This is a genomic window from Asticcacaulis solisilvae, assembly GCF_052327315.1.
Lineage (GTDB): Bacteria > Pseudomonadota > Alphaproteobacteria > Caulobacterales > Caulobacteraceae > Asticcacaulis > Asticcacaulis solisilvae_B.
The window spans coordinates 1,439,827-1,454,973 of record NZ_CP166196.1; the positions used below are offsets into that span (position 1 = coordinate 1,439,827).

The following is a 15,147-nucleotide window of genomic DNA, read 5'->3' on the forward strand; positions in this document are numbered from 1 at the left end:
GCGGGAGGTTCTGATTTGGAGTTACCCCCAGCCACCGCCCAGGGCGCGGATCAGGCCCACGGTCGACTGGTACTGCGCGGCGCGGACACGCAGGGCCTGGCGGCGGACCGCCAGTTGCTGGCGCTGGGCGTCGAGCATCTCGAGCTGAGACGACGACCCGTTGCGATAGAGCGACTGCGCCTGGCGAAGCGCGCGGTTGGACGCATCAACCGCCCGGCCTTCCGCCGCTTCCTGCTGGCGCAGATAGCTGAGGTCGGACAACTGGTCCTCGACGTCCGAGAAGGCGACAAGGACGCTCTGGCGGTAGCCGGCAAACGACGCCTCCATGCCGCCCTTCGCATAGTCGATATTGGCGTTCCGGCGCCCGCCGTCGAACACAGCCTGGGTAAGGATGCCCGCCAGCGACCAGGTCTGCGAGCCCTTGTCGAACAGGGTGTCGAGATCGGTCGAGGCGTAACCGCCATTGCCCGTCAGGGTCAGGGAGGGGAACCAGGCGGCGCGCGCCACGCCGACGCGGCGTTCGGCCGCCGTCATCGATGCTTCGGCCGCCAGCACGTCGGGCCGGCGCTTCAGCACGTTCGACGGGATGCCCGCCGGGATGACCGGCACGGCGCCTGCCCAGGGCTGCGACGCCCAGGTTTGCGCCTTGACGTCGAAGGTGGTGGCGGGTTCCCCCACCAGCACCGACAGGGCATTGGCCAGTTCGGCGCGCTGCTGGTCCAGCGCCAGGGCCTCGGCCTCGGTCGCCGACACCTCGGTTTCGAGGCGTGCCACGTCCAGTTCGGCGACGTCGCCATTGGCGAAGCGCGATTTCGTCACCTTCAGGCTGCCGCGATAGGCGTCGAGCGTTTCGGCGACGATGGCGCGGTCTTCATCCAAAGCCCGCAGTGCGAAGTAGGACTGCGCCACGCGCGACTGGACCAGCAGTTGCGTATCGTGCAGCAGGTCCTCGGCCGAACGGGCGTCCAGTTTGGCGGCTTGCGACGCCTTGGCCAGCCGTCCGAACAGGTCGACCTCATAGCTGAGATCGAGGTCCAGGCTGTGGGCATTGGCCGCCTTGCCCTGGGGCAGGGGCGTGCCCAGCACGTCGGTGCCGCGCGCCGCGGTATAGGTGACACCGGCCTGCGGCCAGAAGCTCGACCGCGCGGCCTTGAGCAGGGCGCGGGCCTGGGTCAGGTGTGCCTCGGCCGTGGCGATATCGGTGTTGGATCCCATCGACCGGCCGATCAGGTCGTTGAGGACCGGGTCGTTGAACACCAGCCACCAGGCGCCGGCCTGCTGGACGGGGGCCGCCGGACCCTCCACCGCCGCGCCCTTGAAGGCTGCGGGGGTGTTGGGCAGGGCCGCCTTTTCGACCGGGGCCGAGGCGCACGAGGCCAGCAGCAGGGCGGTCAAGGAGAGACTGAGAGCGCGGACCATTAGTGGGCCTCCTCGATATGGGCGTGCGCCGGGGCATCGTGCTCAGGGCCTTCGCCTTCGAGGGTCGAGGCGTGGGACTTGAGCGGCCGGTTGCCCGACAGGGCGCGCAGCAGGACGTAGAAGAAGGGGGTCAGGAACAGGCCCAGGATCGTGGCGCCGATCATGCCCGAGAACACAGCCACGCCCATGGCGCGGCGCATTTCGGAACCGGCGCCGGACGACAGGACCAGCGGCAGCACCCCCATGACGAAGGCGATCGAGGTCATCAGGATCGGCCGCAGGCGCAGGCGGCTGGCGCGGACCGCCGCTTCACGCGGGCTGAGGCCGGACAGTTCCAGTTCGCGGGCGAACTCGACGATCAGGATGGCGTTCTTCGCCGACAGGCCGATCAGGACGAACAGGCCGATCTGGGTGAAGATGTTGTTGTCGCCGTGGCTGATGAAGACACCGGTCATGGCCGACAACAGGCCCATGGGCACGATCAGCAGGATGGCGATCGGCAGGACCGTGCTTTCGTACTGCGCCGCCAGCACCAGGAAGACGAGCAGGATGACCAGCGGATAGATCAGGGTCGACGAGTCGCCGGCCAGGATCTGCTGGTAGGTCAGCTCGGTCCAGTCGGCGCCGATGCCCTGGGGCAGGACCTCCTTGGTGATCTTTTCCATGGCGGCCTGGGCCTGGCCCGACGAATAGCCGGGGGCGGGGCCGCCGGAAATATCGGCCGACAGGAAGCCGTTATAGCGGCTGGCCGTGACCGGGCCGTAGGACGGCTCGACCTTGAGCACGGCCGACAGGGGGATCATTTCGCCGGTGTTCGAACGGACCTTCAGGTTGCCGATGTCTTCGGCGTGGGCGCGGAAGGCGGCGTCGGCCTGGACCCGGACGCTGTAGGTGCGGCCGAAGCGGTTGAAGTCGTTGACGTAAAGCGAGCCGAGATAGATCTGCATCGTCTGGAAGACGTCGCTGACCGACACGCCCAGCTGACGCGCACGGGTGCGGTCGATATTGGCGTAAAGCTGCGGCACGTTGATCTGGTACGAGGTGAAGACGCCGGCCAGTTCCTTGGTCTGGTACGCCTTGGCGATCACGGCCTTGGTGGCGCGGTCGAGTTCGGCGTAGCCGAGGCCGGCGCGGTCTTCGAGCTGGAGCTTGAAGCCGCCCGTGGTGCCCAGGCCCAGCAGGGGCGGGGGCGGGAAGACGATGACATTGGCTTCCTTGATGCCCGCGAACTTCTGGTTCAGCGCGCCGGCAATGGCGCCCGCCGACAGGGCCGCGCCATGGCGGTCATGGAAGGGCTTGAGCGGCAGGAAGACGACGGCGGACGACGACGAAATGGTGAAGCCGTTGATCGACAGGCCGGGGAACTGCACGGCGTGGGCGACGCCGGGCTGGGCCAGGGCGATCTCACCGGCCTTCTTGACTACGGCTTCGGTGCGGTCAAGCGTGGCGCCGTCGGGAAGCTGCACCATGCCGACCAGATAGGCCTTGTCCTGCTGCGGGATAAAGCCCGACGGCACGATATGGAACATAAGCAGCGCCAGGCCGCCCAGCACGGCATAGATGCCGAGCATGGTGCCCTTGCGCGTCACGATGCCGCCGATCGACTTCGAATAGCGCTCAGACCCCGTCTTGAAGACGCGGTTGAAGCCCTTGAAGAAGCCGCCGAGCGTGCTGTCCATGACGCGGGTCAGGCCGTCCTTCGGGGCGTCGTGGCCCTTGAGGAGCAGGGCGGCGAGCGCCGGCGACAGGGTCAGCGAGTTGATCGCCGAGATGACGGTCGAAATCGCGATGGTCAGCGAGAACTGGCGGTAGAACTGGCCCGACAGGCCGCTGATAAAGGCCAGCGGCACGAAGACCGCGACCAGGACCAGCGCGATGGCGATGATCGGGCCGGACACTTCGCGCATGGCCTGGTAGGTGGCCTGGCGCGGCGTCTTGCCCAGCTCGATATTGCGCTCGACGTTTTCGACGACGACGATGGCGTCGTCGACCACGATGCCGATGGCCAGCACCAGCCCGAACAGGGTCAGCGCGTTGATGGTGAAGCCGAAGGCGTGCATGACGGCGAACGTGCCGACCACCGACACCGGCACGGCCAGCAGCGGAATGATCGAGGCGCGCCAGGTCTGCAGGAACAGGATGACGACGATGACGACCAGGATGATGGCTTCGATCAGGGTGTGGATGACCGAGTCGATCGATTCCTGGACGTATTCGGTGGTGTCGTAGGCGATGCGGTAGTCGACGCCTTCGGGCATGGCCTTCTTGAGGTCGGCCATGGTCGATTTCACATCGGCCGAAAGCTGAAGCGCATTGGCCCCGGCCGTCTCGAAGATCGGGATGGCGACGGCCTTCTGGTTGTCGAGCAGCGAGCGCAGCGAATAGTCGGACGCGCCCATTTCGACGCGGGCGACGTCGCCCAGCCGCGTGACCGAGCCGTCGGCGCCGGTCTTGACGATGATGTCGCGGAACTCTTCCTCGGTCTTCAAACGGCCGTCGGCATTGATCGACAGCTGGAGCGTGATGTCGGGCAGGCCGGGCGAGGATCCGACCATGCCGGCGGCGGCCTGGACGTTTTCCTCACGGATGGCGTTGGCGACGTCGGTGGCCGACAGGTTGCGCGCCGCGACCTTCTGCGGATCGAGCCAGATGCGCATGGCGTAGTCGCCGCCGCCGAACATCTGGATCGGGCCCACGCCCTTGATCGATTGCAAGCGGTCCTTGACGTGGAGCAGGGCGTAGTTGCGCAGGTAGGTTTCGTCATAGCGCCCGTTGGGCGACACGATGTGGATGACCATGGGCAGGGACGACTGGGACTTTTCAGTCGTTATCCCCAGTGCGCGCACGTCGCCGGGCAGGTGCGCCTCGGCCTGCGACACGCGGTTCTGCACCATCTGCTGCGCCAGGTCGGGATCGGTGCCCAGCTTGAAAGTGACGGTCAGCGTCATGACGCCGTCGGTCGTGGTGGTCGAGTTCATGTACAGCATGTTCTCGACGCCGTTGACCGACTCTTCGATCGGCGCGGCCACGGTTTCGGCGATGACGGCGGGGTTGGCGCCCGGATAGACGGCGCGCACCACGACCTGGGGCGGCACGACCTCCGGATATTCGGACAGGGGCAGGACGCGCAGCGACAAAAGGCCCGCGACGACGATGAGAAGCGACAGGACGCCCGCGAAGATCGGCCGGTCGATGAAGAATTTGGAGAGGTTCATTTTAGGCCTCTTTCGGAAAAATCGGGCAAGGCGCATCCGTGGCCGCGGACATGCGGTGGGGAGGGGCTTGGTCCGTGCGTAACTTGTTTCACTTGGCCCTCCCCATTTATGGGGAGGGCCAAGAAGACTAAATTATCCGCCTTTTTCGGGCAGTGCCTTCTCGGGAGCGCGGCGCGTCACACCGCCTCACACCACCGGCTGTTTCTTGTCCATCGGGACGGCCTGCTCGGCGACGACCGAGCCGGGGCCGACGTGCTGGATGCCGTCGACGATGACGCGCTCGCCAGGCTTGAGGCCGGACTTTACGACCCGTAACCCGTTGGCCGAGTCGCCCAGCGTCACTTCGCGATAGCTGACCTTGTGGCCTTGATCGACGACATAGACGAAGCGCTTGTCCTGGTCGGTGCCGACCGCCGCCTCGTTGACCAGGATGGCCGGACGGGTGGTGGCCGAGCCCATGCGGACGCGGACGAACTGGCCGGGGATCAGCTTGCCGTCGGCGTTCTGGAACACCGCGCGGACGCGGAGCGTGCCGGACCCGTTGTCGAACTGGTTGTCGATCAGCTGAAGCTTGCCGTCGACGGGGGCTTCACCCGCGCCGGACTCGACCGTCACGGGGATGGCCGACAGGCCGGCGCCCGCCGCCTTGAGGTCTTCCAGGGTGCGCCCGACAATGGCCTCGTCGGCGTCGAAGCTGGCATAGATCGGGCTGACCGACACCAGCGAGGTCAGCATCTGCGCCTGCGGGCCAGACGCCACCAGGTTGCCGGCGGTGACCTCGATGCGGCCGACGCGGCCCGAAACGGGCGCGCGCACCTGTGTATAGGAAAGGTTCAGCTGCGCGATCTGCAGGTCGGCGCGGGCCGCTTCGACGCCGGCCTGGGCCGACTTGAAGGCGTTGACCTTGCTTTCGACGTCGGACTGCGAAATCGCCTGGTCGGTCCACAGGCGCTGGGCGCGGTCCTGTTCGGACTGGGCGAGCGTCAGCCGGGCCTCGGCCGAGGCGACATTGGCCTTGGCGCGGTTGACCTCGGCGACAAACGGCGCCGGATCGATGGTGAAGAGCAGGTCGCCGGCCTTGACCAGCGCGCCTTCCTGGAAGTGCACGCTCTTGATGGCGCCGGCGACGCGCGGGCGGATCTCGACGCGGTCGACGGCTTCGAGATGGCCCGAGAAGGCCGTCCAGGTGGCGACATTCTGTTCAGGGACAGTGGCGACGGAGACGGGTACGGCCTGCGGCGCGGCCTGGGACGACGCCTTGGGCGCGACGGCGATGGCGGTCAGCGCGCCGAGGCCGATGACGGTGACGGCGGCCGCGGCCAGGAGCGTGCGGCGTTGGGCCGTATGAACGGACGAGAGGAATTCAGTGGGTAGCATGAGACGATCCTTCGGGGAGAAAGGAGATGTACGCGCAAATACAGGGAAGCGAAGGCCTTGATCCCCCGCGGTCAAGACCTATTTATGTGCGAACACGCATATAAATAGAGCGGGAAGGCCACTTTGTAAACATATTTTTATGCGACTTCGCAAATAATTCTGCTAAACCATTTCCGGAGGCGCAGGTCCGCATTATCAGGCCGCAATTTGCGGTCTGGTCATGGCCCATAAAGGCGGGTAGTCTTGCGCTAACGGATATGCGGCCGCATGGTGTCAGTTTATGTCACCATGAACGGTCGCAAGCAGGGAAGTCGCTGAAGGGTTCGCGTACCATGGACGATCCGAAGCCAACGGAGCTGATGTTCGATATCGATGCCGCTGTCTGTCACGGGCAGGGCGATGTTGCGGCCTGCTCGGGCAGGAAACGCGGCCGGCCTCGGGCCTTCTGCCCCGACGCCGTGCTGGATACGGCGCTTGAGCTGTTCTGGATGAAGGGTTTCGCCGCCACCTCGCTCGACGACCTGGCGGCGGCCACGGGCGTATCGCGGCCTTCGCTGGCGGCGGCGTTCGGCGACAAGGAAGCCATCTATATCAAGGCGATGGAGCGCTACCAGGGCGATCTGCGCGCGCAGCTGGACGGTGTGCTGACGTGCAATGGCGAGGGCGATTCGATGCGCGGCATCATCGACCGCTATTTCGACATCATGATCGCCGCCTATACGGGCGAGGCCGACCATCCCTTGGGCTGCGCCTTCATGTGCACGGCGCTGAACGAGGCGCCGCAGCACGAATCGATCCTGGAAATGCTTCAGGCGACGATCGAGGGCTTCGACCGGCGCTTCCAGTCGTTTTTCGAAGGCGCGCGCTATTTCGGTTGCCTGGGCGCCGACAAGGACCCGAAGATACTGACACAAATCATCAGTGGCTTGACGTCGAACCTGCTGATGCGCGCGAGAGCCGGGGCCGGGCGGAAAGAGCTGACGGACATCGCCCGGGCGACGACGGCGTTTTTGTTTCCGTGACGGATGGGCTGAGCATTAACGGCGTCGCATTCAGAGCCCTGCGCGCCGACATCACCAAGCTTCCAGTCGACGCCATCGTAAACGCCGCCAACAGTTCGCTGCTTGGCGGTGGCGGGGTGGACGGCGCCATTCACCGGGCAGCAGGTCCGGATCTTGTGCACGAGTGTCGGCTGCTCGGCGGCTGCAAGACCGGCGAGGCGAAGATCACCAAAGGTTATCGGCTGCAGGCGAAGTACATTATTCATACGGTCGGACCTGTTTGGCGCGGTGGCGAAAACGGTGAGCCGGAGCTTCTGCGGTCCTGCTACGCGCGTTCACTTGCCATCGCGGTGGATCGGGGGTTGGGCTCAATAGCTTTTCCCTGTATCAGCACAGGCATTTTCGGCTACCCGGCAAATGAGGCGGCACGTGTCGCCGTCAGGACGGCCTGGGAATTTTGCCGCAAGCCGGGCACGCTCATTGACATCACCTTTTGCTGTTTCTCGGAGGCGGACCTTGAAATTTACAGATGGCTTCTCGCGGAAGTCCCTGTCGTAGGGACAGCTATTGCCAGTGACGCCTTACGCGCGGACGAGGTGCCGCTGGGTTGCACCGATTGGTCCGAGGTCGTTCGATTTGCCGCGACTTTTGACAATCGGGAATACCCCTACCGTTTATTACCGTCGAACGACGCGGCAGACTTTTCTGAAGCAAATTCATTGCCGGAACTGCGAGCGATGATGTTCTATCTTTGGCGTAAATGGAATCACTTCGGGCGGCCGCCCGATCCCGATCAACGCCCTGGTGTGGAGCGAATCTTGAAGCTGATCCGCGACAAACTTGTGACCTAGTTTTCCAGCCGTTCAGCGAGAATAAATACACATTCGAACCTACACCTTCCACACCTCCCCGTCGCGAAGCGATGGGGAGGGGGACCGCACGAGTGAGCCCTTGCAAAGCAAGGGCGAGTGAGATGTGGTGGTGGGGTTTCTTGCTTTCTTGCCGATCTTTCCACGGACGCTATGCCCAAAGACTACACACCCAAGGTCGCCCTGGCCCGCAAGATGCGCCGCGCCATGTCCGAGCCTGAGTGGCTCCTCTGGGAACGCCTGCGAAACCGCGCCGATGACGAAGACCGCTTGAATTTCCGCCGCCAGCACGCGGTCGGCCCTTTCATCCTCGACTTCTATTCGGCAAAAGCCAAGCTGGCCATCGAGGTCGATGGCTCACACCACTACGAAGACGACCGGATCGAGAAGGACGCCTCACGCGATGCCTGGCTCAGCGAACGCGGGATTGCGGTTTATCGTATTCCGGCCGGAGAGGTTTATCGCAATGCCGACGATGCGGCGGACGGCGCGGTGCTGGTGGCCTTGGAGCGCGTCGCGGCCAGGGCAAGAAAGTAAGAAACCCCACCACCACCCTACGCTAACGCTCCGGGCGGTCCCCCTCCCCATTTTCTGCGAAAACGGGGAGGTACAAGAGGTTCGCAACCGCCCTCTTGTACCTCCCCGTCGCGAAGCGATGGGGAGGGGGACCGCACGAGTGGGCCCTTGCAAAGCAAGGGCGAGTGAGATGTGGTGGTGGGGTTTCTTTCTTGCTTGCTTCCTTCGGCCACGTCCCCCGCTATGCGGAACTCCCCGCATTCCCCCTAGCCCCGTACACGGGCGCGAAGGAGGCGTCCGTCAATGCCGGACAATCCTTTTCTATCCTCGACGCCGCCCAGGACGTATTGGGCGCGATCCTGGCCGATGGCGATGCCTTTCCGCCCTTCGGCTGGCTGAAGCCGCACCACTTCGCCGAGCCCGTCCACCAGCGCATCTTCTCCGTCGCCGTCGACCTGAACGCCAAGGGCCAGCCCGTGACCCTGGGCGGCGTCCGCGCGGCGCTGCGGGGCGACGAAGGCCTCCTCGACCTCGACCGGACCTCGAAGCGCAACGACTATCTGGCCAGCCTGTGGGACGCCAGTTGCCCGCCGGGCTATGCCGAGGAGATGGCGTCGGTCCTGGCCGACGACTGGGCGCGCCGCGAAGCCGCCCGCATCGCCCACACCGCCACGCGCATGGCGATCGGCGACAATGCCCGCCCTTCGCACGAAGTCGTGGCCTATATGCTGAACGCCGCCGAGGATCTGTTGCGCGGCACCGGCGGAGCCGACAGCGATATCCAGCCGATCGGGGAGATGGGCGACATCGTGCTCGACGAACTTGAGGAGGCGGCCAGAACCGGCCAGTCGCGCGGGCTGAAATGCGGCCTGTCGTGCATCGACACGGCCATCGGCGGCTTCATCGCGGGCGACGTCATCATCGTGGCCGGGCGGCCGTCGATGGGCAAGACCGGGCTGGCGCGCGCCATGGCGCAGGGCTTCGCCATCCATAACCCCGATCGTCAGGCCGCCTTCTTCAGCCTCGAAATGGGGCCTAAGGAAATGACGTGCCGCGCCCTGTCGGCCATCACCCACGACATGGGACGGGGCGTTCCCCATCGCGACATGATCCTGGGCCCGCTGCCAGCCGAAGCGCTCGACGCGGTCAGGACGGCGCGAAAGCTGCTGCCGAAGAACCTGGCCCTGGTCGATTGCCCGAACCTCGGGCTCGACGACGTGCGCCGCCGCGTCTGGGCGATGAAGCGCAAGGGGCCGCTGGGCCTGGTCGTCATCGACTACCTGCAACTGATGCATCGCGGCGACGTGCGCAACCGCAACGAGGCCAGCGTCATCGGCGACATTACCAAGGGGCTGAAGCAGCTGGCGCGGCAGGCCGGCTGCACCATCGTCCTGTTGTCGCAGCTGTCGCGTGAGGTCGAAAAGCGCGACGACCGCCGCCCGCAGATGTCGGACCTGAAGGACAGCGGCGCCATCGAGCAGGACGCCGACTTCGTGCTCCTGGCCTTCCGCGAGGCCTATTACCTGCAACGGCAAAGGTGCACCCAGGCCCAGGAGATGCGGCTGTTCGAGATCGAGCACCTCATGGAGGTCATCATCAACAAGGGCCGGCGCACCGGGGCCGCCAGCGCCTTCCTGACCTATCGTGCCGAGTTCGATCACCTGATGAACCGCGAGGACGCATGAGCGGCGTGATGCTGAACTGGGCGGCGCGCGCCGGGGCGCCCGACATTACCGCCAAATGCGTGCTCATGGTGCTGGCCGAAGCCGCCGATATCCGCGGCGAAACCTGGATCAGCCAGGGTACGCTGTCGGAACGGTGCGGCGTGCGGCGCGAAACCGTGTGCAAGGCCATGGGACGGCTGGAAGAGGCGGGGCTGATTTCACGCGAACGCCGCAGCCGCGACGACGGCACCCGGACGTCCGACTGCGTGCGCCTGTGTGCGCCAAACGCACAGATGTGTGACGATAACGCACAGGACAATGTGCGCGAAACCGGTACCCAATGTGCGCCAAACCGGACAGCAGAACCCCCACTTAACCCTCATATAAATACATATACGTCTTGGAAGCCGAAGGGCAGGGCGCAATACCCGGAAGCCTTCGAGGCGGCGTGGCGGGCCTATCCGCATTTTCGTGGCCGTTCGGACAAGGTCAAAGCGTTCAGGGCGTGGCAGGGATTGTCGGAACCCGACCGGGCGGGACTGACGGTGGCCGTGGCTGCCTATGCGGGAGCGCCCGAGGCGAAAAAGGACAACGGCCAGTTCGTCAAGGCCTTCGACCGCTGGATCGCGGGCGACGTCTGGCGCGATTTCATACCGAAGGACGGTGCGCCCGCCGTCGACTGGGACTTCCGTCTCAGGGCCTTTCGCGAACGCGGCTGGTGGCGCCCCGACTGGGGGGCGAAGCCGGGAGAGGCGGGGTGTCTGGCGCCCTCTTGCCTGGCCCGCGGCGATCCCGGTTGATGCATTCGCGCCACTACCCTGGATGATTGTCACGGCTTTTTCTACAAATGCGCGCTCGAAATATCCCCTGATGATTGTGTATTTCACCCATTCGTGCAAACACGGCTGAATAGTTAATTTTTGCATGACGGGGCGACATGAAAAAATTTGCAATCCTGCTGGCCTGTATTCCGCTGGGAGCCTGCACCAACCTCGATGCCGTCAGCGGGATATCGACCAAGCTGACCGGCGCGACCGCGACATGGAGCACCGTAGCCGACGGCTTCAAGACGTCCTGCGCGCGGCAGAACGAAATCTCTCCGACAGACTGCAAAAACGACGATGCGCTGAGCCAGAGGCTGAACGAGGCCAACACCATCCTGAAGGACTACTTCCTGGCGCTCAAGAGCGCGTCCGATGGCACTAAATTCGACAACAGCGGTGAAATCGCCGCCCTGTCCACATCGACCCTGGCGACGACGGACAAGGCGGAATATCGCGATCGCATCCAGGCAGGCTTCGGCCTGGCCAAGCTTGTTTCGTCGCTGGTGAATCGCGGGCGGCAGGAGGAAACGCTCCGTGCGCTGATCGTCCAGGGCCAGCCCCTGGCCACACAGTCCCTGTCCCTGGTCTATGACATCGCCTACACGAACCTGAAGAAGGACCTCGGCGACGAGCGCACGGTCCTGGCCAGGAAGTATTTCCTGCTCTACGAGCGCAGTATCCCCGTCCAGGACGCGAACGGTACGGCGGTACGGCGCTTCCCCCTGACGACAACGGAAGCCGCCTTGGAGCAGGCCCGGTTCGACTCAGCCAAGGTCAATATCTGTGCGTCGGGCGTTCACCCGGCCGATTTCGACAATGCGCAACTGATGGCCGTCGTTCAGGACTATTGCACCCGGCTGAGTGCCATCGACACCCAGGACCGTGCGCTTGAGGATTACCGGCAGTCGGTGCTGGCGGCCCAGCTGACGCTTTCGCATCTGACGCTGAAGGCGACGCGTCTGAACGACCGTGACCTGGCCGAGCAACTCGCGAAGGACGGCCAGGCGTTGCAGACCAGCCTTCAGGCCGTCAACAAGGCTTTCGCCAAGGGAGGTGCATAATGAGTGCAGACAATACGGTAGCCGCCGAAGCGCCGGCGACAGCATCGGCCGCGGACTTTCAGACCCTGGCCGACCTGTTCGACCACTGCGCCGCCATCGCCGATCAGCAGCAAAGCCTGTTGGGACCATGTCCGGCGGACTGGCATGAGGCGCAGATATGGAACCTGGAAAGCAACACCCTGTTCAGCCAGCTTGGGCAGTTCACCAGCCTCGCGGGAAGCATGCGGGCGGCGGCCGGCCTGGCGGAGCTTGACGCCGACTGGCAGACGCTTGCCGGCCTCGAGGATGTTACCCAAAACGCCCAGGACTCGATCGACAAGATCGACGAAGTCGGCAAGCGCATTTCCGAACTGGCGGCGTTCATCGACCTCGGCGTCGCGGTCGCGGCGTTTATCAAATCACCGTCCGGCGATACGTTCAAAGGCGTTTCCACAGCCTACGACAAGGTGAAGCCGAAATCCTAGGCGGCCTGAAGGCATCCGAAAATCCAGGGCGGCCACACGGTGACAGCGACGGCAAGGCCTGTCGGGCCTCAGGCCCGCTCGACATCCCAGGCTTGTCCGCCAATTCCTCGCGGAAAAGCTCGAGATAGCGCGGGCTGATGGCGTTCCCGTAACGGACGGCTTCCGCTTCCGTGGCTATTCCGCCATCAGTTCTCCCGACCCGCCGAAGTCCGCGGGGAAGTCGCGCATCTTGGGCAGGCCGTCCTTCATCGGCAGCACGGTCTCCTGATAGTTGACGTGCAGCATCGGCTGGAAGTCGAGGCCGGGGATGGTCGCGGCATAGACGTCCGTCAGGCCCAGCGGCGGATGCCCGCTCATCAGGTGACCGCCGCAGTCGGTGCAGAACTGGCGGAAGCTCATCGCCGTCTTGTTGTAGGTGCCGACCTTGTCCTCACCCTTCGTCACGCGGACGTTTTCCGGCTTCCACAGGCTGAAGGCGTTGACCGGCCCCGCCGACCACGACCGGCAGGAGCGGCAGTGGCAATAGCCCATGGCCTCGGGCGCGCCGGTGACTTCGATTTCGACGGCGCCGCAAAAGCACGCGCCGGACAGCGTATCGGACATGACGATCTCCCTGGAGCGCGATCCAAAAAGTGTGACGCACTTTTGGGACACATTGCGCGACAAAATAAAGGCGTATATGCGCGGATAACCGGGAACGGTTGGAACGTAACGCTGTTTTTTGTCGCCGTCTACCAGCTGTCGCTGGCCCCGCCGCCGCCGGCCGAGCCGCCGGTATAGTTGCGGGAATCGTCCTCCGGCGGAGAAGGAGCCGGGGCAGGGTCGGAGGCAGGCGCGGGCGCTGTGTCCGGAATGCCGGCGGCGGGCGGCTCCCAGGCCGGTTGCGCCGGTTCTGCCGGATCGGGCGCGACGGCCTCGGCGGCGGCGGCCGTGGCTGCCGCGGCGGCAAAAGGCTCGACCGGCTCGGCCGTGTCCTGCATCGGGCCGCGCCGGTAGACGGTGCCGGGGCGGTTCTTCATCTCTTCGACCCAGGCCCTGGCCTCGTCATAGGATTGCTGAAAGGACTTGGACGGCGGCGGTTTCGGCATGCCGGCCGTCATGCCGGCGGCCATGGCCCGGGCGGCCTGGGCGGTTTCGGCCGCGGCGCGCGCCTGGCGGATGGCGGCCTCGGCGGCCTCGTGAACCTGCCTGGACGCGGCCTTTTCGAAGGCGGTCCTGTGCGCCTGCGCCGCGCTGCGGAAGGCGGCGCGCACGGCGATGAAGACCAGGGCGCCAAAGCCTGCCACCATCCCCGCCATGCCGAGGAAGATCAGCCATACCCACCACGGTGCGTCGGGCATGGGGGGAGGGACGGGCTTTGCGGCCGGCGCGCCGGGCGGCGTGATCCTGGCCGCGATGGCGCGCTCGCCCGCCAGGGCCGCGCCGTCGATGTCCCCGGCCTTGAGATAGGGCCGTACGGTGTCGCGCAGGATGATGCCCGAGGCCGCGTCGGTCAAAACGCCTTCCAGTCCGTAGCCGACCTCGATGCGGTCCTTGTGATCCGCCGGCGCAATGATCAGCAGCGTGCCGTCGTCATAGCCCTTGCGCCCGACCTTCCAGGCGCGGAACAGCCCGATGCCGTAGGCCTGGATGTCCTGGCCGTGCAGCGAGCCGACGGTCACCACCACCAGGCGGTGGCCGGTGGCGTGGCGCAGGTTTGCCAGGTCGTCGGTCAGGATCTGCCGCGTCGCCGGCGACAGCACATGGGCGTCGTCGACCACGTCGCCCGTCAGCGGCGGATAGGCGTCAGGCGCGGCCCATGCAGGCGCACTGACAAACGCCGCCGCCAGAACCGCCAGACATGCCGTCTTCATGGCTATCCCCTCCGCTCCGTTGCGGGCAAGGGTGACAGGGCGTGACGGGTGGTGTCAAGCACGCTCACTGCGGTGGGGCGCTGTTGAGGGCCGCTGCCGCCGCGTCGGAATCGTCCTTGAAGGCGGCAACAGTCACCGAGTCGGCTTCAGCCGCGGGCAGGGCGTCTATGGCTTTCAACTCCATGATCACGATCCGGCATTTCGGCGCGTCGGGAAGGCTGTCGAGTTTTTTCATGTCGCTGGCGGCGTCGAGATCGGCGGGCGTCATCCCCTGGCGGACCATCGCCTTGCCCAGATTCCGATAGATGGCCTGCGTCGGCGCCTTGCGGCTGATTTTGGCGGTCTGGCCGTCGACCATGGCGGACAACTGGGCGGCCAGCATGGTGTCGCCCACCCGTTTCGTGGCGTCGCTGAACGGCATCTCCCGCGGTCCCTGCGGCTTGATGATATAGGCGCAATAGTCGGGCGACTGCTGCAGCAAGGCCTCGAACCAGTCGATTTGCGCCTTGCGGAAGCTGGACAGGGCCGGGGAGCCGGCGGCCATGAAGTCGGCGGTATGGGCGATCATGAAGCGCCGCATTGTGTAGAACGAGAAGTTGGCGACCGCGTCCTTGCCCTTCCCGGACTTTGCCAGATCGACGACGCCGGATTTCAAGGCGGCGTAGTCGTTTGGGAAGTGGTCTTTCAGAAGGACGAAGGATTTCGAAAAGCTTGGGTCGCTGGTCAGTTCGGCATCGACCTGCTCGGCCATCTTGTCGGCATTGTTGGCGTCGAACATGTCCTGCGTGCAGCTGCGCGCGACCGCGGCCGCCCCGGCGCCGACAATGGCCAGCGCGATGCGGGCGGCCACCTGACCGCCCGTGAGTTTCTGTTTTTCCGGCATT

At 65.3% G+C, this 15,147-nt stretch carries 13 protein-coding genes; 7 read left to right on the forward strand and 6 right to left on the reverse strand.

Features of this window, described 5'->3' with window-relative positions; genetic code table 11:
* Nucleotides 1-21: 21 nt before the first annotated feature.
* From AB8717_RS06525 to AB8717_RS06535, 3 genes are all read right to left on the reverse strand, one after another.
* On the reverse strand, nucleotides 22-1,419 hold the full coding sequence (locus AB8717_RS06525) for an efflux transporter outer membrane subunit (protein ID WP_443750228.1): 1,398 nt from the start codon (nucleotides 1,417-1,419) through the stop codon (nucleotides 22-24).
* Nucleotides 1,419-4,634 (reverse strand): efflux RND transporter permease subunit, encoded by a 3,216-nt coding sequence (locus tag AB8717_RS06530; RefSeq protein WP_443750229.1) that lies wholly within the window; start codon nucleotides 4,632-4,634, stop codon nucleotides 1,419-1,421. The genes AB8717_RS06525 and AB8717_RS06530 overlap by 1 nt, the downstream gene beginning before the upstream one ends.
* A 186-nt stretch (nucleotides 4,635-4,820) precedes the next feature.
* Nucleotides 4,821-6,011, reverse strand: coding sequence for an efflux RND transporter periplasmic adaptor subunit (locus AB8717_RS06535; RefSeq protein WP_443750230.1), 1,191 nt, complete (start codon nucleotides 6,009-6,011; stop codon nucleotides 4,821-4,823).
* Nucleotides 6,012-6,343: 332 nt separating this feature from the next.
* Between AB8717_RS06535 and AB8717_RS06540 the strand changes: the two genes are divergently transcribed.
* The 7 genes from AB8717_RS06540 to AB8717_RS06570 all read left to right on the forward strand — a co-directional run bounded on the left by AB8717_RS06540 (nucleotide 6,344) and on the right by AB8717_RS06570 (nucleotide 12,410).
* Nucleotides 6,344-7,033 (forward strand): TetR/AcrR family transcriptional regulator, encoded by a 690-nt coding sequence (locus AB8717_RS06540; RefSeq protein ID WP_443750231.1) that lies wholly within the window; start codon nucleotides 6,344-6,346, stop codon nucleotides 7,031-7,033.
* Nucleotides 7,030-7,863 carry an O-acetyl-ADP-ribose deacetylase gene (locus AB8717_RS06545; protein WP_443750232.1) on the forward strand — a complete coding sequence of 278 codons (834 nt, stop codon included), beginning with the start codon at nucleotides 7,030-7,032 and terminating at the stop codon, nucleotides 7,861-7,863. The genes AB8717_RS06540 and AB8717_RS06545 overlap by 4 nt, the downstream gene beginning before the upstream one ends.
* 171 nt (nucleotides 7,864-8,034) lie before the next feature.
* Nucleotides 8,035-8,418: an endonuclease domain-containing protein gene (locus AB8717_RS06550; protein WP_443750233.1), complete on the forward strand. Its 384-nt coding sequence runs from the start codon at nucleotides 8,035-8,037 to the stop codon at nucleotides 8,416-8,418.
* A gap of 191 nt (nucleotides 8,419-8,609) precedes the next feature.
* A complete protein-coding gene (locus AB8717_RS06555; protein WP_443750234.1) occupies nucleotides 8,610-10,082 on the forward strand; it encodes a replicative DNA helicase in 1,473 nt (490 codons plus the stop codon).
* Nucleotides 10,079-10,861, forward strand: coding sequence for a helix-turn-helix domain-containing protein (locus tag AB8717_RS06560; RefSeq protein WP_443750235.1), 783 nt, complete (start codon nucleotides 10,079-10,081; stop codon nucleotides 10,859-10,861). The genes AB8717_RS06555 and AB8717_RS06560 overlap by 4 nt, the downstream gene beginning before the upstream one ends.
* Nucleotides 10,862-10,998: 137 nt before the next feature.
* On the forward strand, nucleotides 10,999-11,946 hold the full coding sequence (locus AB8717_RS06565; RefSeq protein WP_443750236.1) for a hypothetical protein: 948 nt from the start codon (nucleotides 10,999-11,001) through the stop codon (nucleotides 11,944-11,946).
* Nucleotides 11,946-12,410 carry a hypothetical protein gene (locus AB8717_RS06570; RefSeq protein WP_443750237.1) on the forward strand — a complete coding sequence of 155 codons (465 nt, stop codon included), beginning with the start codon at nucleotides 11,946-11,948 and terminating at the stop codon, nucleotides 12,408-12,410. Before AB8717_RS06565 ends, AB8717_RS06570 begins: the two co-directional genes overlap by 1 nt.
* Nucleotides 12,411-12,584: 174 nt before the next feature.
* Here AB8717_RS06570 and AB8717_RS06575 read toward each other — a convergent pair whose 3' ends face one another.
* The 3 genes from AB8717_RS06575 to AB8717_RS06585 all read right to left on the reverse strand — a co-directional run bounded on the left by AB8717_RS06575 (nucleotide 12,585) and on the right by AB8717_RS06585 (nucleotide 15,146).
* Nucleotides 12,585-13,013, reverse strand: a complete 429-nt coding sequence (locus AB8717_RS06575) for a GFA family protein (protein ID WP_443750238.1) — start codon at nucleotides 13,011-13,013, stop codon at nucleotides 12,585-12,587.
* 128 nt (nucleotides 13,014-13,141) lie between these two features.
* On the reverse strand, nucleotides 13,142-14,263 hold the full coding sequence (locus AB8717_RS06580) for a TPM domain-containing protein (RefSeq protein ID WP_443750239.1): 1,122 nt from the start codon (nucleotides 14,261-14,263) through the stop codon (nucleotides 13,142-13,144).
* 64 nt (nucleotides 14,264-14,327) lie between these two features.
* The gene (locus AB8717_RS06585; protein ID WP_443750240.1) at nucleotides 14,328-15,146 is read right to left on the reverse strand and encodes a hypothetical protein; all 819 of its coding nucleotides are present in this window, start codon (nucleotides 15,144-15,146) and stop codon (nucleotides 14,328-14,330) included.
* Nucleotide 15,147: the final 1 nt, after the last annotated feature.